The sequence below is a fragment of the Dryocola sp. LX212 genome (assembly GCA_041504365.1).
GTDB lineage: Bacteria > Pseudomonadota > Gammaproteobacteria > Enterobacterales > Enterobacteriaceae > Dryocola.
Genome location: CP167917.1, coordinates 1153623 through 1171196 on the forward strand (window position 1 = coordinate 1153623; position 17574 = coordinate 1171196).

Here is a 17574-nt window from a genome sequence, read left to right on the forward strand (position 1 = left end):
TCCCGCTTGAAAATCTCCTCCGCTATCCCCATTTCACAATCAACGTTTTCATCACCCTGTTTGATTTTGTTGAGGTATCAATGACCATGAAAGGACAAGAGACCCGTGGCTTCCAGTCTGAAGTGAAGCAGCTTCTGCACCTGATGATCCATTCTCTGTATTCAAATAAAGAAATCTTCCTGCGTGAGCTGATCTCCAACGCCTCTGATGCGGCAGACAAGCTGCGCTTCCGCGCATTGTCCCAGGCCGATCTCTACGAGGGTGACGGTGAACTCCGCGTCCGCGTCTCTTTTGATAAAGAAAAACGCACGCTGACCATCGCCGATAACGGTATCGGTATGACCCGCGATGAAGCTATCGACCACCTCGGTACCATTGCTAAATCCGGGACTAAAGCCTTCCTCGACTCAATGGGCTCCGACCAGGCGAAAGACAGCCAGCTGATCGGCCAGTTCGGCGTGGGCTTCTACTCCGCGTTCATCGTGGCGGACAAAGTCACCGTGCGTACCCGTGCGGCGGGCGCGCCTGCTGATGCAGGTGTGTTCTGGGAATCTGAGGGCGCGGGCGAATATACCGTTGCGGATATTACCAAAGCCGACCGTGGCACCGAAATCACTCTGCACCTGCGTGAAGGCGAAGATGAATTCCTCGACGACTGGCGCGTACGCTCTATCATCAGCAAATACTCCGACCACATCGCGCTGCCGGTAGAGATTGAAACCCGCGAAGAGAAAGAGGGCGAAACCATCCTCGGCTGGGAAAAAATCAACAAGGCGCAGGCCCTGTGGACCCGCAGCAAGTCTGAAGTGAAAGACGAAGAGTACAACGAGTTCTACAAACACATCGCCCACGACTTTACCGACCCGCTGGCTTGGAGCCACAACCGCGTGGAAGGTAAACAGGAATACACCAGCCTGCTGTATATCCCGTCGCAGGCGCCGTGGGACATGTGGAACCGCGATCATAAGCACGGCCTGAAGCTTTACGTGCAGCGCGTGTTCATCATGGACGACGCCGAGCAGTTCATGCCGAACTACCTGCGTTTCATCCGTGGCCTGATCGACTCAAACGATCTGCCGCTTAACGTCTCCCGCGAAATCCTGCAGGACAGCCGCGTCACCCAGAACCTGCGCAGCGCGCTGACCAAACGTGCATTGCAGATGCTGGACAAGCTGGCGAAAGACGACAGCGAAAAATACCAGACCTTCTGGAAGAACTTCGGCCTCGTGCTGAAAGAAGGCCCGGCGGAAGATAACGCCAACCAGGAAGCGATTGCGAAGCTGCTGCGCTTTGCGACAACCCATACCGACTCCTCCGCACAAACCGTGTCGCTGGAAGAGTATGTGGCCCGCATGAAAGAAGGGCAGGAGAAGATTTACTACATCACTGCCGACAGCTATGCAGCGGCGAAGAGCAGCCCGCATCTGGAGCTGCTGCGTAAGAAAGGCATCGAAGTGCTGCTGCTTTCCGACCGCATCGACGAGTGGATGATGAGCTACCTGACCGAGTTCGACGGCAAGGTATTCCAGTCCGCCAGCAAAACTGACGAGTCTCTGGAAAAGCTGGCCGAAGAAGAGACGCCGGAAGCGAAAGAAGCTGAAAAAGCGCTGGAGCCGTTTGTGGACCGCGTCAAAACCCTGCTGGGCGACCGCGTGAAAGAAGTCCGTCTGACACACCGTCTGACTGACACTCCGGCCATCGTCACCACCGACAGTAACGACATGAGCACTCAGATGGCGAAACTGTTTGCCGCTGCCGGTCAGGAAGTGCCGGAGGTGAAATACATCTTCGAGCTGAACCCGGATCACGGTCTGGTGAAACGCGCGGCGGACACCCAGGACGAAGCGCAGTTTGGCGAATGGGTAGAGCTGCTGCTTGACCAGGCGCTGCTGGCGGAACGCGGCACGCTGGAAGATCCAAACCAGTTCATCCGTCGTATGAACCAGCTGCTGGTGTCGTAACAGCGGGGTAATTGTCGGGTGGCGCTGCGCTTACCCGACCGACGAATGAACCGGTGTTGTAGGGTGGATAAGCGTTTAGCGCCATCCACCTTTCTTTTCTTTGACCTTCGCCACCGCCTGGCTTTCTTGAGCTTAAGCCGCCTTTAATGGTAAGGTCATCGCCTCAGATCTAAGTAGACAAAATCCAAACGTATGGGGAATTACGCAATGCGTATCATTCTGCTCGGCGCTCCGGGCGCAGGTAAAGGGACTCAGGCACAGTTCATCATGGAGAAATACGGTATTCCGCAAATCTCCACCGGTGATATGTTACGTGCCGCGGTAAAATCTGGTTCAGAGCTGGGTAAACAAGCGAAAGACATCATGGACGCCGGCAAGCTGGTGACCGATGAGCTGGTTATCGCGCTGGTGAAAGAGCGTATTACCCAGGAAGATTGCCGCAACGGATTCCTGCTTGACGGCTTCCCGCGCACCATTCCACAGGCTGACGCCATGAAAGAAGCGGGCATCAACGTGGACGTGGTTCTGGAGTTCGCAGTCCCTGACGAGCTGATCGTTGAGCGTATCGTTGGTCGTCGCGTACACGCGCCGTCCGGCCGCGTTTACCACGTCACCTTCAATCCACCGAAAGTGGAAGGCAAAGACGACGTGACCGGCGAAGAGCTGACCACACGTAAAGACGATCAGGAAGAAACCGTGCGCAAGCGCCTGGTGGAATACCATCAGATGACGGCTCCGTTGATTTCCTACTACAGCAAAGAAGCGGCGGCGGGTAACACCAAATACGCGAAAATCGACGGCACCCGTAAAGTGACCGAAGTCAGCGCAGAGCTGGCTAAAATCCTCGGCTAAGCTTAAGCCTGAGCACTCAATACCAGGGCCTGCCCTGGTATTTTTTTACCTTAAATTTACCCTTTCGCTGTTATCGGTTTCTCCTCCTCTCTTTTACGTTACAATTATCGGCACTGTGTTGATAAGGAGCGTTCATGAGTCAGGAAAAAATTGGCGTTTTATTGGCAAACCTCGGTACGCCTGATGCCCCAACTCCAGCGGCGGTGAAACGCTACCTGCGCCAGTTTTTAAGCGATACGCGAGTGGTCGATACCCCGCGTCTGCTGTGGTGGCCGCTGCTGCGCGGCGTGATCCTGCCCATACGCGCCCCGCGAGTAGCCAAACTTTATCAGTCCGTGTGGATGGAGGAAGGCTCCCCGCTGATGGTCTACAGCCGCCGTCAGCAGCAGGCACTTGCCGCACAGCTGCCGGATATTCCGGTTGCGCTGGGTATGAGCTACGGTAACCCTTCTTTGAAAAGTGCCGTTGACGAGCTGCTCTCCCATCATGTGGAGCATATCGTCGTGCTGCCGCTTTATCCGCAGTTCTCCTGCTCAACGGTTGCTGCCGTCTGGGACGAACTGGGGCGTATTTTTGCAAGCTATCGTTCCATGCCGTCCATCTCGCTGATTCGCGATTACGCGGAAGATGAGTCCTACATCAACGCGCTTGCCGCCTCGGTAAAACGTTCGTTCGCAGAACACGGCGAGCCGGAGATCCTGCTGCTTTCCTATCATGGCATTCCGCAGCGGTACGCCAACGAAGGTGACGACTATCCCCAGCGCTGCAGGGACACCACCCGCGAGCTGCTCAGCGCACTGGAGCTGCCGCCGGAAAAAGTGATGATGACCTTCCAGTCGCGCTTTGGTCGCGAGCCGTGGCTGATGCCTTACACCGACGAAACGCTGAAAATGCTGGCCGAGAAGGGCGTTAAGCATATCCAGGTGATGTGTCCGGGCTTCTCGGCGGACTGTCTTGAAACGCTCGAGGAGATGGCGGTGCAGAACCGTGAGATCTTTATCGAAGCGGGCGGCAGCAAGTATGAATACATCCCGGCGCTTAATGACGATCCGGCCCATATCGCCATGATGCTGAGCCTTATCGAACGCTATCGCTAATCGCGCCGCGGGCCGTGAATGTGCTACCATTCACGGCCTGATTAGCTACCCTCCTGTGACAGCCCATGAAATTTCCCGGCAAGCGTAAATCCAAACACTATTTCCCCGTCAGCCACCGCGACCCGCTGCTGCAGCAGGTCCAGCCTGAAAACGAAACCGGGACCTCCTGGATTGTCGGCATCGACCAGACGCTGGTGGATATCGAAGCCAAAGTGGACGATGAGTTTGTTCACCGCTACGGCCTGAGCTTCGGCCATTCTTTGGTGATTGCCGACGACGTCGCGGAAGCGCTGTATCAGGAGCTGGTACAAAAAAAACTCATCACCCATCAGTTTGCCGGTGGCACCATCGGTAACACCATGCATAATTATTCCGTACTCGCGGATGACCGCTCGGTCCTGCTGGGCGTGATGTGCAGCAATATTGAAATCGGCAGTTACGCCTACCGTTATCTATGCAACACCTCCAGCCGTACCGATCTGAACTACCTGCAGGGCGTTGACGGCGCCATTGGCCGCTGCTTTACGCTGATTAACGAGCAGGGCGAGCGGACGTTCGCCATCAGCCCCGGCCACATGAACCAGCTGCGCGCAGAGAGCATTCCGGAAGAAGTGATTGCCGGAGCGTCCGCGCTGGTGCTGACCTCGTACCTCGTGCGCTGCCAGCCGGGCGAGCCCATGCCGGATGCCACCATGCAGGCGATTAGCTTCGCCAAAAAACACAACGTGCCGGTGGTTCTGACGCTGGGCACCAAATACGTGATTGCCGAAAACCCGGAGTGGTGGCAGGCGTTCCTCAAAGAACACGTCTCGATTCTGGCCATGAACGAAGAAGAGGGGCAGGCGCTGACGGGGGAAAGCGATCCGCTGCTGGCGGCAGATAAGGCGCTGGACTGGGTGGACTTAGTGCTCTGTACCGCAGGGCCGGTCGGGCTGTATATGGCTGGTTTCACCGAAGAATCCGCCAAACGCATTACCCAGCATCCGCTGCTGCCGGGCGCGATCGCCGAATTCAACCAGTACGAATTCAGCCGCGCCATGCGTCATAAAGACTGTGAAAATCCGCTGCGGATCTTCTCGCACATTGCCCCATACATGGGCGGGCCTGAGAAAATCATGAACACCAACGGCGCGGGTGACGGTGCGCTGGCGGCGCTGCTGCATGACATCACCGCCAATAACTACCACCGATCCAACGTGCCAAACTCCAGTAAGCACCAGTTCACCTGGCTGACCTATTCGTCGCTCGCTCAGGTGTGCAAATATGCCAACCGCGTAAGCTATCAGGTGCTTAACCAGCACTCGCCGCGCCTGACGCGCGGCCTGCCGGAACGAGAGGACAGCCTGGAAGAGTCGTACTGGGATCGCTGATACTCGAAGGGTGGATGGCGCTGGCGCTTATCCACCCTACAAGGGCGCAGGCCGGATGAGCGTTCAATGGTTTATTTGTAGGCCGGATAAGCGTTCAGCGCCATCCGGCAGTACAGTAGGTTATTTGTAGGCCGGATAAACGTCAGCGCCATCCGGCAGTTCAGCAGATTATTTGTAGGCCGGATAAACGTCAGCGCCATCCGGCACCTCCGCAGGTTTATCCAGCAGCCCCATCATCGTATTAGCAATCTCCCGCTCGCCCATCACGACCTCATTTGCGCCGCGCTCGGTGATGTAATCCACCTCATCGTCGTAATGCGCGCGGGCAATAATCTCAATGTCCGGGCATTTTGCCCTGGCGGCCGCCACAATCTCTCCGGCTTCGTAGCCGTTCGGGATGGTCAGCAGCAGCCAGCGGGCGCAGTCCAGATGCGCCAGATTCATTATCTCTTCGTTAGCGGCGTTGCCCAGCACGGCACGAATGCCGCGTTCACGCAGCTCGTCCACGCGGCTGCGGGAAGTTTCGACCACCACCAGCGGGATGCCCTGTGCCATCAGCTTCTCGCCCAGCAGGCTTCCCACACGGCCAAAGCCAACCAGCAGGGCATGATGGCAGATATCCACTGGGATCTGCTTTTCGTCTTCTACAACTTCTTCCAGCGTCTGCTCGTCGAGGGTCTCGGTTTTTTCGAGATAGCGCTCAAGCACGGCAAACAGAATCGGATTGAGCATAATCGACAGAATCGCCCCGGCCAGCACCAGATTCTGGCCGTTTTGCGGCAGCAGGTTCAGCGCCATGCCCAGGCCCGCCAGGATAAACGCAAACTCACCGATTTGCGCCAGACTGGTGGCGATGGTCAGGGCCGTACGCTGGGAATGACCAAACATGCGCACCAGGCCGAAGGCCGCCACAGACTTACCAAAGATGATAATGGCCAGCGTGCCGAGCACGGCCAGCGGCTCCTGAATCAGGATCAGTGGGTCAAACAGCATGCCGACGGAGACGAAGAACAGCACGGCGAAGGCGTCGCGCAAGGGCAGAGTATCGTGCGCCGCGCGGTGGCTTAGCTCAGATTCGTTCAGCACCATACCGGCGAAAAAGGCGCCAAGCGCAAAGGAAACGTCAAACAGTTCGACCGCGCCAAACGCGATGCCCAGCGCCAGGGCCAGCACGGAAAGCGTAAACAGTTCGCGGGAGCCGGTGGCGGCACTGCGAGCCAGAATCCACGGTACCAGGCGGCGGCCCACAACCAGCATGATGGCGATAAACGCCACGACCTTGCCGATGGTGATCCCCATATCCAGGGAGAGCGTAGCCAGCCCGACGTCGCCTTTCTCCATCATGCCCGCGACCGCTGGCAGCAGCACCAGGGTTAACACCATCACTAAATCTTCAACGATCAGCCAGCCGATGGCGATTTGCCCGCGCTGGCTGTCGATAAGCTGCCGCTCCTCAAGCGCCCGCAGCAGTACTACGGTGCTGGCGGTGGAGAGGCACAGCCCAAAGACGATGCCGGTCATCAGCGACCAGCCCATCAGCGACGAAAGCGCCATGCCCAGCAGCGTAGCGACGGCAATCTGTGCTATCGCGCCGGGAATGGCGATATTCTTTACCGCCATTAAATCCTTCAGGGAAAAGTGCAGCCCCACGCCAAACATCAGCAGAATAACGCCTAGCTCCGCCAGTTCAGGAGCAAGCTTGGTATCTGCCACAAAGCCCGGGGTAAACGGACCCGCTAACACCCCAGCTAATAGATAGCCCACCAGGGGGGAGATACGCAGCTTGTTGGCGAGCATCCCCAGTAAAAAAGCGAGCACAAGGCCGCCGACAATGGTGGTGATAAGCGGTGTCGCGTGATGCATTCCGTCTCCTTTCGTTAGCGTAAGGTCCAAAAATCAGGCTGAAGATCCATTGGTCACTGTAACAGTTTATGACAAATTCATTATCGGCGTGGATGAATAATTAATGAAGGTTACCTAAAAGGCGCATTTCGACAAATAAAGCAGGCTGAGCACTATTTCAGCCACTTATGGTGAGGAATGTCTTTGAATGTCTGGAAAGGAGGGCCGGCCAAAGCAAGGCTTTGGCCGGGAAAAGCTAAGCTTTGTGGCGGTTATCAGGCAGGAATACGGTCAAAATGCCCAGCAATGGTAGGAAGGCGCAGATTTTGTAGACCAGCTCGATGCTCGTATGGTCTGCCACCAGGCCTAATACGGCGGCGCCAAGGCCGCCCATCCCGAAGGCGAAGCCGAAAAACAGCCCGGAAACCATACCGATACGGCCAGGCATCAGCTCCTGGGCGTAGACCAGAATCGCCGAGAAAGCCGAGGCGAGAATAAACCCAATAATTACCGTCAGAATGCCGGTCCAGTAAAGCGTGGCGTAAGGCAAAATCAGGGTAAAGGGCGCGACGCCGAGGATGGAACCCCAAATCACGTATTTACGGCCAATTTTGTCGCCCAGCGGCCCGCCGATCACCGTCCCTGCGGCAACGGCAAACAGAAATGCAAACAGGTGGAACTGGGCGCTCTGGATGGACAGACCAAACTTATGCATCAGATAGAAGGTGTAGTAGCTGCTGATGCTTGCCATATAGAAGTATTTCGAAAAGATCAGCATCAGTAGAATCGAGACGGCCAGAATCACTTTATTACGCGGCAGCGGGTTGACCACCGGGACTTTTGCTTTACCTTTGGACATCAGATGCTGCGCGGCGTACCAGCGACTAATCTGCAGCAGCACCACAATCGCCAGCAGCGCGGCCAGCACGAACCAGGCAACGTTACCTTTGCCGTATGGCGCGATAATTAGCGCGGCCAGCAGTGGCCCCAGCGAACTGCCGAAGTTGCCGCCCACCTGGAACAGGGACTGCGCCAGGCCGTGGCGACCGCCGGAAGCCATACGCGCTACGCGTGAGGACTCTGGGTGGAAAATAGAAGAACCTGTACCCACCAGCGCCGCCGCCAGCAGCACCATAGGGAAGCTGCCTGCCAGCGCCAGCAGGATCAGGCCGCATAACGTGAAGCACATGCCAATCGGCAGCGACCACGGCATCGGGTATTTATCGGTGTAGTAGCCCACCACGGGCTGCAGAAGCGATGAAGCAAGCTGGAAGGTGAGGGTGATCATGCCGATCTGCACGAAGCTTAGCGAGAATTCAGCCTGCAGCAGGGGGTAGAGCGCGAGAATCAGCGACTGAATCATATCGTTAAGCAGATGCGAGAGGCTGATAGCCCCTAAAATACCAAAGGAAGTGCGCGCCTTTTTCGCATCCGACGGCGTGAGCGTCTGTTCGGAGGTTGCCATAAATACCTGTGAGAATCTGATTATTATTTTTAAACGGATAGCGGGCGTATCCGTAGGTTATTGTTACCCTGCTAACATACCTGCAGGCGAGATTTGAGGAAAGTCGCAATTAATAAAACTTATTTGTCTATCCTGCTAACATTCTGATAATGGTTCAGGTTTAAGAAAATGGAGAATTTCAATGCGTTTCGCAATTAAAGGGGTAGCCACGGCGTTACTGGTGGCATTAAGTCTGACGAGCGCATCTGCGCTGGCGTGGGAAAAAGATAAGACCTACAAAATAACCATCCTGCATACCAACGATCATCACGGTCACTTCTGGCGCAACGAGCACGGGGAATACGGCCTGGCCGCGCAGAAAACGCTGGTGGACAGCGTGCGGAAGGAAGTTGCTGAAGAGGGCGGCAGCGTACTGCTGCTTTCCGGCGGCGACATCAATACCGGCGTGCCTGAATCCGATCTGCAGGACGCCGAGCCTGATTTTCGCGGCATGAATCTCATTGGTTACGATGCGATGGCAGTCGGTAATCATGAATTTGATAACCCTCTTACCGTTCTGCGCCAGCAGGAGAAATGGGCTAAATTCCCCTTCCTGTCCGCGAATATCTATCAGAAAAGCACCGGGGAGCGACTCTTCAAACCCTGGGCCATCTTCCAGCCGCAGGGGATCAAAATTGCCGTTATCGGCCTGACCACCGATGATACGGCGAAAATAGGGAATCCTGAATTCTTCACTGATATCGAATTCCGCAAGCCTGCGGATGAAGCCAAACTGGTGATTCAGGATCTGCAGGCCAACGAAAAGCCGGATGTGATTATCGCGACGACCCACATGGGCCACTACGATAACGGCAATCACGGCTCAAACGCGCCGGGCGATGTGGAGATGGCGCGCAGCCTGCCCACGGGCGCGTTGACCATGATTGTGGGTGGTCACTCACAAAATCCGGTCTGCATGGCGTCGGAGAACAAAAAAGATGCGGATTACGTGCCGGGTACGCCCTGCGCGCCGGACAAGCAGAACGGCACCTGGATTGTGCAGGCCCATGAATGGGGCAAGTACGTTGGCCGTGCTGATTTTGAGTTCCGCAACGGCGAGATGAAGCTGGTGCGTTATCAGCTGATTCCCATCAACCTGAAGAAGAAGATCACCTACGACAACGGCGAAAGTGAGCGCGTACTTTACACGCCGCAAATTTCTGAGAATCAGAGAATGCTTTCGCTGCTGACGCCGTTCCAGCGTAAAGGGCAGTCGCAGTTAAAAGTGAAGGTCGGCAGCGTTAACGGGCATCTGGAAGGGGACCGCAGCAAAGTCCGCTTCGTGCAGACTAACCTGGCGCGCGTGATCCTCGGCGCGCAAATGGCGCGCACCGGCGCAGATTTTGCAGTGATGAGCGGCGGCGGCATTCGTGACTCTATCGAAGCGGGCGATATCACCTATAAAGACGTGCTTAAGGTGCAGCCGTTCGGTAACACCGTGGCGTACGTGGATATGTCGGGCAAGGAAGTGACGGATTACCTGACGGAAGTGGCGAAGAAAACCCCAGATTCAGGCGCCTATCCGCAGTTTGCCAACGTTAGCTTTGTGGCCACGGCTAACGGGCTGCAGGATTTAAAAATCAAAGGCGCACCCGTTGACCCGGCCAAAACCTACCGCATGGCAACGCTGAGCTTTAACGCCACCGGCGGCGACGGCTACCCGGCCATCGACAAAAAGCCCGGCTACGTGAATACCGGCTTTGTGGATGCGGAGGTGCTGAAGCAGTACATCGAACAAAGCTCACCGCTGGATGTGAATACTTACGAACCGAAAGGTGAGGTGAGCTGGCAGTAATAAGCGCCATCGCCCGCCAGGTTTTTAATCCCGACGGGCGATATCCGCAAAGGTCGCGCCCAGCGTCGTGGCCAGATCGCTGGCGGCCAGTTCGATATCCAGCCCGCGCCTGCCGCCGGAAATATAGATTGTCGCAAATGCCTGGGCGGGAGCGTCGATCACCGTCTGCAGGTGCTTTTTTTGTCCTAAAGGACTGATCCCACCGACCAGGTAGCCGGTCACGCGTTGGGCAACCATTGGGTCGGCCATATCAACCTTCTTCGCGCCCAGCGCTTTGGCAACCTTTTTCAGATCCAGCTGCCCGGAAACCGGCGTCACCGCTACCGCCAGCTGTTTCATGTCGCCATTAATGGCCACCAGCAGCGTTTTATAGACCTGCTCGGCGTTCAGGCCCAGCTTGCGGACCACCTCGTCGCCAAAGTTCGTTTCACTGGGATCGTGATCGTAGGTGTGGAGACGGAAGGGGATTTTATTCTTCTCGAGGAGCTTAACGGCGGGAGTCATGTCATGTTTCCTGCAAAAGTTGTCTCAAAATCGCACAGAGTTGTAATACAGATGATATCTTTTATTGATAGTCTATTGCTGCTTAATAGTGATAGCGTTCATCGCCACATTGAGCGACAATTCAGGCTTCGGTCGTTAAATCGGCTGAAATAACAACAATAATAAACTTATTCCTCTTTGACGGGCCAATAGCAATATTGGCCATTTTTTTACTTGTTTTTCAAGAGCTCAGGTAAATTACCTTCCCCGTATAAATGCAGTGCGCCCACCGCCACCACGTAATGCCCGGCGGGCAGCTTCTGCAGAAAATCCAGCCACTGCCGGTTACGTCGATGCATCAGAACATCGTATAGTTCATCGCTAAAGGTATTTGGTAGGTGAATGTTTTCCTGCTGCGGAGGGGATTCCAGCCACCAGCCGATCATCATCTGCAGCAGGCGCGCGTTGGTGTGCCAGTGGGTCAGCGTGTCGCTCAGCAGCGGCATACCGCCGTCCGGTAGCTGCATGAGGATGTCCATCTGGCTTTGTGCGCCCTCCAGTTCCACCACCGGCACCGACATTGCTTTTGCGGCTTCGAGCAGTTGAAAATCAATGCCAAAATCCGGGCGAAGCCCCAGGCGCTGGGCCTGATGGGCCTGAAGCACCAGAGCAATCTGCCAGGCGGGCTGAGTGTCAATCGCGCCAAGAGAAACCCCCATCTCGTTTGCCAGGCTGACGACCTGCTGCCAGTCAGCGGGCGACAGGCGCTCTTCAAGCGGGATTTCTTCGATATCATGGGAGAAAGGCGATGCGCCTTCGGTAATGTCGGCTTCGACAATCAGCGCGTCAGCATCACGGAGCTTAGCGATCAGGCGTTCAGACAGCGGTGCCATATCGCTTGTGCCCATATGAATACTGCCCACAAGATGAAGATGACGATTGCCAGGCAGAACGATATCAAGTGCGGGCCAGGGATAGCGTGTGGCAGAAAGGCTTGAAAAGAATGCGCTAATTCGCGATAGCAGACCCATAGAGCAGATTCCCTGGCTAAAAAGTCATGCTACCGCTGCGGGGGGAAAGGTGCAAATTTACCCGGCCCGTAGGCCGGATAAGCGAAGCGTCATCCGGCAATTAATCCTTCGGCTTAAACCGCAATAACCGATTCGCGTTGCTCACCACGGTAATGGACGAGAGCGCCATTGCCGCGCCAGCCACCACCGGGTTAAGCAGCGTGCCGGTCAGCGGGTAAAGCACGCCAGCGGCAATCGGAATACCCAGCGTGTTATAGACGAAGGCCCCCATCAGGTTCTGCTTCATGTTGCGCAGAGTTGCTTTGGAAATCGCCAGCGCGTCGGCCACCCCAACCAGGCTGTGGCGCATCAGCGTAATGGCTGCGGTTTCGATAGCCACATCGCTGCCGCCGCCCATGGCAATGCCCACTTCCGCCTGGGCCAGGGCCGGAGCGTCGTTAATACCGTCGCCCACCATCGCCACCTGACGACCCTCCTGCTGGAGCTTTTTAATCGCTTCGGCTTTACCATCCGGCAGGACTCCCGCAATGACTTCGTCGATGCCCGCTTCTTTGGCGATGGCGTTAGCCGTGGTCTGGTTATCCCCGGTCAGCATCACCAGGCGGTAGCCGTTGCGGTGCAGGCGCTGAAGGGCGCTCACGCTGTCAGCGCGCAGCGGATCGCGAATGGTAAACAGGGCGGCAAATTTTCCATCGACGGCCAGCAGAACCGGCGTAGCCCCTTTGCTGGCCTGCGCTTCTATTTCTTCCTCCCAGGCTGCGGTGTCAATCTTCTGTTCGTCAAGCAGCGCCTTGTTGCCCAGCAGCAGACTATGGCCTTCCGCTTCGCCGCTGACGCCCAGCCCGCGCAGGGTGCGGAAGCCGTTAACCTGCGGTAACGCTGCCGATTCTGCCTTGTCCAGGATCGCACGGGCCAGCGGGTGGCTCGAACCTTGCTCCAGCGCGGCGGCCAGGCGAACGGCTTCGCTTTCGGACATTTCGTCGCCGGTCAGCACCGCCACAACCTGTGGCTTGCCCTCAGTTAGCGTACCCGTCTTATCAAAGACGATGGTGTCCAGGGTGCTGGCCCGCTGAAGCGCATCGGCATCGCGCACCAGCACGCCAAATTCGGCGGCGCGGCCTACGCCGGAAATAATCGACATTGGCGTTGCCAGCCCCAGCGCACAAGGACAGGCGATAATCAGCACGGTAGTGGCGATTACCAGCGTATAAACAATCTGCGGAGCGGGACCGACGAAATACCAGACAGCGGCGCTGAACAGGGCAATCAGCACCACTACGGGTACAAATACGGCGGAGATTTTATCCGCCAACTGGCCAATTTCCGGCTTGCTGCTTTGCGCCTGGCGCACCATGCGGATAATACGGGACAGCGTGGTGTGGCTGCCGGTTGCCGTGGCGCGGAACAGCACGCTGCCGTCCTGCACGACCGTCCCGGCATGAATGCTGTCACCGTCCGTTTTCTGCTGCGGAACCGGCTCGCCGGTCAGCATCGCTTCATCAAACCAGGCTTCGCCCTGGCTGATTTCGCCGTCAACGGGAACACGGTCGCCGGTGGTCAGGCGCAGCGTCATTCCCGCCGTAACTTCAGCAAGAGGCAGAGATTTCTCGCCTTCTTCCGTCACCACTCGGGCGGTTGGCGGCGTTAAATCCAGCAGACGTTCCAGCGCCTTCGAAGAGCGCTGGCGGGCGCGCTGTTCAAGCATATGGCCGAGGTTTATCAGGCCGATGATCATCGAGCTGGCTTCGTAATAGAGATGGCGCGCCTCCATCGGGAAGTGCTGCGGCCAGATGTTGACGGTTATCGAGTAAAGCCATGCAGCCCCGGTACCCAGTGCCACGAGAGTATCCATGGTGGCAGTACGGTTCATCAGGCTGCGCCAGGCACTGCGGTAGAAGTGGCCCCCGGCAACAATCATCACCACCAGGGTAATGACACCAATGGTCATCCAGATGGAGCGGTTATCCTCGGTGAGCATCATATTGTCGCCGAGCATTCCCCAGATCATCACGGGGACGCCCACCGCCAGCGCAAGAATAGCCTGCCAGCGGAAGCGCTTCGTGGCGGCATTGGCTGTTTCCTGCTGCCGTTCGCGGCGCTCGGCGTCGTCTTCAATCGCTTCGGCACCGTAACCGGCGCTCTCCACTGCCTTAATTAAGGATTCTGCAGAGGCAGTGCCCATAATCAGGGCGCTGCGCTCGGCAAGGTTTACCCGTGCCTGGCTGACCCCCGGAACTTTCTGCAAAGCAGTCTGAACGCGGGAGACGCAGCTGGCGCAGCTCATGCCGTTGATCAACAGCTGCTGGCTGTCATCATCGCTGGCTGCCGGAAGCGTAGGGGAGACCGCTGTCAGTGCTTCCGACGGGGTTGATGACTCTTCTGTCAGCGGCTCAGCCTTTGGGTGGCTTGCAACCTCGGCTTCGTATCCCGCCTGCTTCACGGTTTCAACCAGAGCTTCCGGTTTTGCACTGCCGGTCACGCGGGCGTGGGTTTGCGTGACTTCCGCCTGTTCCACATCGGGACGCTGCTCGAGGCTCGCTTTGACGCGTTTGACACAGTGGCCGCAGGACAGGCCATCCAGGGTTAGATCGATAACTTGAGACATCATCAGACTCCTTATTTTTGCGAGTATGGTAAGCTTAAACCTTCCAGTCAGGGGAAGGTCAAGGAGGAATCATGAATATCAGCGACGTGGCGAAAAAGACCGGTTTGACCAGCAAGGCGATTCGTTTTTACGAGGAGAAAGGGCTGGTGACGCCGCCGTTTCGCGCCGAAAATGGCTACCGGACCTACACGCAGAAGCATGTTGATGAGCTGACGCTGTTACGCCAGTCCCGCCAGGTGGGGTTTAACCTCGAAGAGTGCCGCGAGCTGGTGAATCTGTTTAACGATCCTGCGCGGCACAGTTCCGATGTGAAGGCCAGAACGCTGCAAAAGGTGGCGGAGATTGAAAATCACATCGATGAACTGCAGGCGATGCGCCAGCAGCTCCTGACGCTGGCTGAGGCCTGCCCCGGCGATGACGGCGCCGACTGCCCGATTATCGACAACCTGTCCGGCTGCTGCCATCGCCAGAAGGCGGATTAACGCGGCTGTACCTTAAGGGTAATCCCCTCGACGGCGACCACCACCACCTCGCTGCCCGCAGGCAGATCGCTGTCTGCCATCACGGGCCAGGAGCTGTCGGCGACGCGGATGTGCCCCCGGCCATTTACCAGCGCCGTCTCCAGGCGCAGATGATGGCCAATCAGCTGGTGTCCGCGCTGGTTCAGCACTTCACCCGGCTCCTGCTGCTTGCGCGTAGCGAGCCAGCGCCACCAGAGGAAGGCGGCGACCAGCGTCAGCACGGCAAAGCACACGCCCTGCCACTCCCAGCCTAACGGCAAGACCCACACCAGCAGGCCAGTGACCACTGCCGCCACGCCGCTCCACAGCAGATAACCGCTGGCACCCAGCATTTCGGCTGCCAACAGCAGCCCCCCCAGCGTCAGCCAGAAGATATGCGCGTGGGCAAACAGCAGGGCGATCATTTTTTACGCTCGTTACCGCTTTGCGCGATAAGTTCGCTGATCCCGGCAATGGAGCCCATCAGGCTGGTGGCATCCAGCGGCATCAGCACCACTTTGCTGTTGTTCGCCGAACCGATCTGCTGCAGCGCGTCGGTATATTTCTGTGCGACGAAGTAGTTCACCGCCTGGATATCCCCTTTGGCGATGGCCTCTGACACCATTTGCGTGGCGCGGGCTTCCGCTTCGGCGCTACGCTCACGGGCCTCTGCCTGTAAGAAGGCGGACTGGCGCTCGCCTTCGGCCTTCAGGATCTTCGACTGCTTCTCACCCTCCGCCTTGACGATCTGCGCCTGGCGGATCCCTTCTGCTTCCAGAATATAGGCGCGCTTGGTTCGCTCGGCCTTCATCTGCGCATTCATCGCATCGATAAGCTCAGTCGGCGGACGTACGTCGCGGATCTCAACGCGGGTGATCTTAATACCCCACGGGTTGGTCGCTTCATCGACGATGTGCAGCAGGCGGGTGTTGATGTTGTCGCGCTGGGAGAGCATTTCATCCAGCTCCATCGAACCCAGCACGGTACGGATGTTGGTCATGGTCAGGTTGATAATCGCCAGCTCTAGATTGCTCACCTCGTAGGCCGCGCGCGGCGCGTCCACGACCTGAATAAAGCAGACGGCGTCGATAGCCACGTTGGCGTTATCTTTGGAGATGACCTCCTGAGATGGGATATCTAACACCTGCTCCATCATATTGATTTTGCGGCCAACGCGGTCCATAAACGGCACCACGAGGCTCAGGCCCGGCATCAGCGTTTTCGTATAGCGGCCAAAGCGCTCGACCGTCCACTGGTAGCCCTGAGGCACGATTTTTACCCCGGCACCCACGATAATCAGCGCGACGAGAATAAGTACTGGAATGACGATTAACATTAAAAACCTCCTGGTTGTTTTCACTCTAGTTTACTCGCAGACGGATAAACATTCAGCGACTTCCACCCCGGTATGTGGAATAGTTTCAGGCGGCAGGAGAGTTGCAGGGTAATCTGTCAATCAGGCTCAGGAATGAAGCTGCTGGCTATCGGCTGCGGATGGGGCGGGACTTTCCGGGCGCGCAATATTCAGCTGTGGCAGGCGTTGTTAAGCCCGCACGGGGTGGACGGCAGAATACGGGTGTATCATTAAGAATAAAAAAAGGCCGACGAAATTAACGTCGGCCTTTTGTTTTTCGTTATCAGTAAAGCAGTGAGTACATCTGGCGGCGGTACTTAGAGGCCAGCGCGTCGCCGGTGCCGAGTGCGGCCAGAATTTCCATCAGCATTTTGCGCACGTTACCGTCGGCGGCACCCAAATCTTTCTTCAGATGGGTGTACAGCAGCTCCAGAGCTTCCTCATTACGGCCGACCTGATGCAACTGCAGCGCCAGCTGGCTTGCGAGCAGTGCGTTTTCAGGGTCCCCATCGACCTGCTGCTGAAGCTGCTGGATCTCCGGCGTATCCGCCGCCTGCTTAAGCAAGTCGATCTGCGCGACCAGCCCCTGGTAGCGGGTATCCTGATCCTGCAGCGGAATGGTTTTCAGCACGGCTTCGGCGTCGTCGCTGCGGTTCAGGGCAATCTGCACTTCCGCCAGCAGCAGGCCAATCTCACTGTTCTGATTTGAGATCTGCCACGCATCCTTCAGCAGCGGCAGCGCTTCGGCGTGCTTGCCTTCCTGCACCAGCAGCATGGCCTCCTGGGCCTTTAACTCTTCTTCACGCGGCAGCACTTTTTCCAGCAGGGCGCGAATAGCCTCTTCCGGCTGCGGCCCCTGGAAGCCGTCTACCGGCTGACCGTTCTGGAACAGATAAACGGTTGGAATGCTGCGTAGCCCGAACTGGGACGCCACCATCTGCTCTGCGTCGCAGTCTACTTTGGCGAGAATAAACTGGCCCTGATACTGCGCGGCCAGCCTGTCCAGCACCGGCGTCAGCTCTTCACAATGCTGGCTGCGGGCGGACCAGAAGTAGAACAGCACTGGCGTGGCGACGGATTGCTCCAGGGTCTGGTGCAGGTTCGCTTCGGTAATGTCGATAATGTATTCGGCTGACATGAATCAATTCCTTATAACGATTTGTTTTTACATGGGGGCGAG

At 57.1% G+C, this 17574-nt stretch carries 14 protein-coding genes; 6 read left to right on the plus strand and 8 right to left on the minus strand.

Going from position 1 to position 17574, the window contains the following annotated elements:
- Positions 1–86 precede the first annotated feature (86 nt).
- The 4 genes from htpG (at position 87) to ACA108_05525 (ending at position 5280) form a co-directional block, all read left to right on the plus strand.
- Positions 87–1961: a molecular chaperone HtpG gene (htpG, locus tag ACA108_05510; protein ID XEX96991.1), complete on the plus strand. Its 1875-nt coding sequence runs from the start codon at positions 87–89 to the stop codon at positions 1959–1961.
- Between the two features lie 207 nt (positions 1962–2168).
- Positions 2169–2813: an adenylate kinase gene (adk, locus tag ACA108_05515; protein ID XEX96992.1), complete on the plus strand. Its 645-nt coding sequence runs from the start codon at positions 2169–2171 to the stop codon at positions 2811–2813.
- Between the two features lie 134 nt (positions 2814–2947).
- Entirely contained in the window at positions 2948–3910 is a 963-nt protein-coding gene (gene hemH, locus ACA108_05520) for a ferrochelatase (protein ID XEX96993.1), read from the plus strand.
- A 65-nt stretch (positions 3911–3975) separates the two neighbouring features.
- On the plus strand, positions 3976–5280 hold the full coding sequence (locus ACA108_05525) for an inosine/guanosine kinase (GenBank protein ID XEX96994.1): 1305 nt from the start codon (positions 3976–3978) through the stop codon (positions 5278–5280).
- Positions 5281–5448: 168 nt separating this feature from the next.
- Here the strand turns inward: ACA108_05525 and ybaL are convergent, their stop codons facing one another.
- The gene (ybaL, locus tag ACA108_05530; GenBank protein XEX96995.1) at positions 5449–7143 is read right to left on the minus strand and encodes a YbaL family putative K(+) efflux transporter; all 1695 of its coding nucleotides are present in this window, start codon (positions 7141–7143) and stop codon (positions 5449–5451) included.
- Positions 7144–7378: 235 nt separating this feature from the next.
- Complete coding sequence (locus ACA108_05535) at positions 7379–8587, minus strand: MFS transporter (protein ID XEX96996.1); 1209 nt, start codon at positions 8585–8587, stop codon at positions 7379–7381.
- 181 nt (positions 8588–8768) lie between these two features.
- Between ACA108_05535 and ushA the strand changes: the two genes are divergently transcribed.
- Positions 8769–10421, plus strand: a complete 1653-nt coding sequence (gene ushA, locus ACA108_05540; protein XEX96997.1) for a bifunctional UDP-sugar hydrolase/5'-nucleotidase UshA — start codon at positions 8769–8771, stop codon at positions 10419–10421.
- A gap of 24 nt (positions 10422–10445) precedes the next feature.
- Here ushA and ybaK read toward each other — a convergent pair whose 3' ends face one another.
- From ybaK to copA, 3 genes are all read right to left on the minus strand, one after another.
- Positions 10446–10925: a Cys-tRNA(Pro)/Cys-tRNA(Cys) deacylase YbaK gene (gene ybaK / locus ACA108_05545; protein ID XEX96998.1), complete on the minus strand. Its 480-nt coding sequence runs from the start codon at positions 10923–10925 to the stop codon at positions 10446–10448.
- Between the two features lie 209 nt (positions 10926–11134).
- The gene (locus ACA108_05550) at positions 11135–11935 is read right to left on the minus strand and encodes a TraB/GumN family protein (protein ID XEX96999.1); all 801 of its coding nucleotides are present in this window, start codon (positions 11933–11935) and stop codon (positions 11135–11137) included.
- A gap of 100 nt (positions 11936–12035) precedes the next feature.
- Positions 12036–14540 carry a copper-exporting P-type ATPase CopA gene (copA, locus tag ACA108_05555; GenBank protein ID XEX98023.1) on the minus strand — a complete coding sequence of 835 codons (2505 nt, stop codon included), beginning with the start codon at positions 14538–14540 and terminating at the stop codon, positions 12036–12038.
- A gap of 71 nt (positions 14541–14611) precedes the next feature.
- Between copA and cueR the strand changes: the two genes are divergently transcribed.
- Complete coding sequence (gene cueR, locus ACA108_05560) at positions 14612–15022, plus strand: Cu(I)-responsive transcriptional regulator (protein XEX97000.1); 411 nt, start codon at positions 14612–14614, stop codon at positions 15020–15022.
- Here the strand turns inward: cueR and ACA108_05565 are convergent.
- The 3 genes from ACA108_05565 to ACA108_05575 all read right to left on the minus strand — a co-directional run bounded on the left by ACA108_05565 (position 15019) and on the right by ACA108_05575 (position 17532).
- Positions 15019–15465, minus strand: a complete 447-nt coding sequence (locus tag ACA108_05565) for an NfeD family protein (GenBank protein XEX97001.1) — start codon at positions 15463–15465, stop codon at positions 15019–15021. The genes cueR and ACA108_05565 overlap by 4 nt on opposite strands.
- On the minus strand, positions 15462–16376 hold the full coding sequence (locus tag ACA108_05570; GenBank protein ID XEX97002.1) for an SPFH domain-containing protein: 915 nt from the start codon (positions 16374–16376) through the stop codon (positions 15462–15464). The genes ACA108_05565 and ACA108_05570 overlap by 4 nt, the downstream gene beginning before the upstream one ends.
- A gap of 301 nt (positions 16377–16677) precedes the next feature.
- A complete protein-coding gene (locus tag ACA108_05575) occupies positions 16678–17532 on the minus strand; it encodes a co-chaperone YbbN (protein XEX97003.1) in 855 nt (284 codons plus the stop codon).
- Positions 17533–17574: the final 42 nt, after the last annotated feature.

Excerpts from the sequence above, each read along its gene's own strand:
- ybaL (XEX96995.1), bottom strand. The coding sequence starts at position 7,143 with ATGCATCACGCGACACCGCTTATCACCACCATTGTCGGCGGCCTTGTG.
- copA (XEX98023.1), bottom strand. The coding sequence starts at position 14,540 with ATGTCTCAAGTTATCGATCTAACCCTGGATGGCCTGTCCTGCGGCCAC.
- ACA108_05535 (XEX96996.1), bottom strand. The coding sequence starts at position 8,587 with ATGGCAACCTCCGAACAGACGCTCACGCCGTCGGATGCGAAAAAGGCG.
- htpG (XEX96991.1), top strand. The coding sequence starts at position 87 with ATGAAAGGACAAGAGACCCGTGGCTTCCAGTCTGAAGTGAAGCAGCTT.
- ybaK (XEX96998.1), bottom strand. The coding sequence starts at position 10,925 with ATGACTCCCGCCGTTAAGCTCCTCGAGAAGAATAAAATCCCCTTCCGT.
- ACA108_05570 (XEX97002.1), bottom strand. The coding sequence starts at position 16,376 with ATGTTAATCGTCATTCCAGTACTTATTCTCGTCGCGCTGATTATCGTG.
- adk (XEX96992.1), top strand. The coding sequence starts at position 2,169 with ATGCGTATCATTCTGCTCGGCGCTCCGGGCGCAGGTAAAGGGACTCAG.
- ushA (XEX96997.1), top strand. The coding sequence starts at position 8,769 with ATGCGTTTCGCAATTAAAGGGGTAGCCACGGCGTTACTGGTGGCATTA.
- ACA108_05525 (XEX96994.1), top strand. The coding sequence starts at position 3,976 with ATGAAATTTCCCGGCAAGCGTAAATCCAAACACTATTTCCCCGTCAGC.
- ACA108_05575 (XEX97003.1), bottom strand. The coding sequence starts at position 17,532 with ATGTCAGCCGAATACATTATCGACATTACCGAAGCGAACCTGCACCAG.
- ACA108_05565 (XEX97001.1), bottom strand. The coding sequence starts at position 15,465 with ATGATCGCCCTGCTGTTTGCCCACGCGCATATCTTCTGGCTGACGCTG.
- ACA108_05550 (XEX96999.1), bottom strand. The coding sequence starts at position 11,935 with ATGGGTCTGCTATCGCGAATTAGCGCATTCTTTTCAAGCCTTTCTGCC.
- cueR (XEX97000.1), top strand. The coding sequence starts at position 14,612 with ATGAATATCAGCGACGTGGCGAAAAAGACCGGTTTGACCAGCAAGGCG.
- hemH (XEX96993.1), top strand. The coding sequence starts at position 2,948 with ATGAGTCAGGAAAAAATTGGCGTTTTATTGGCAAACCTCGGTACGCCT.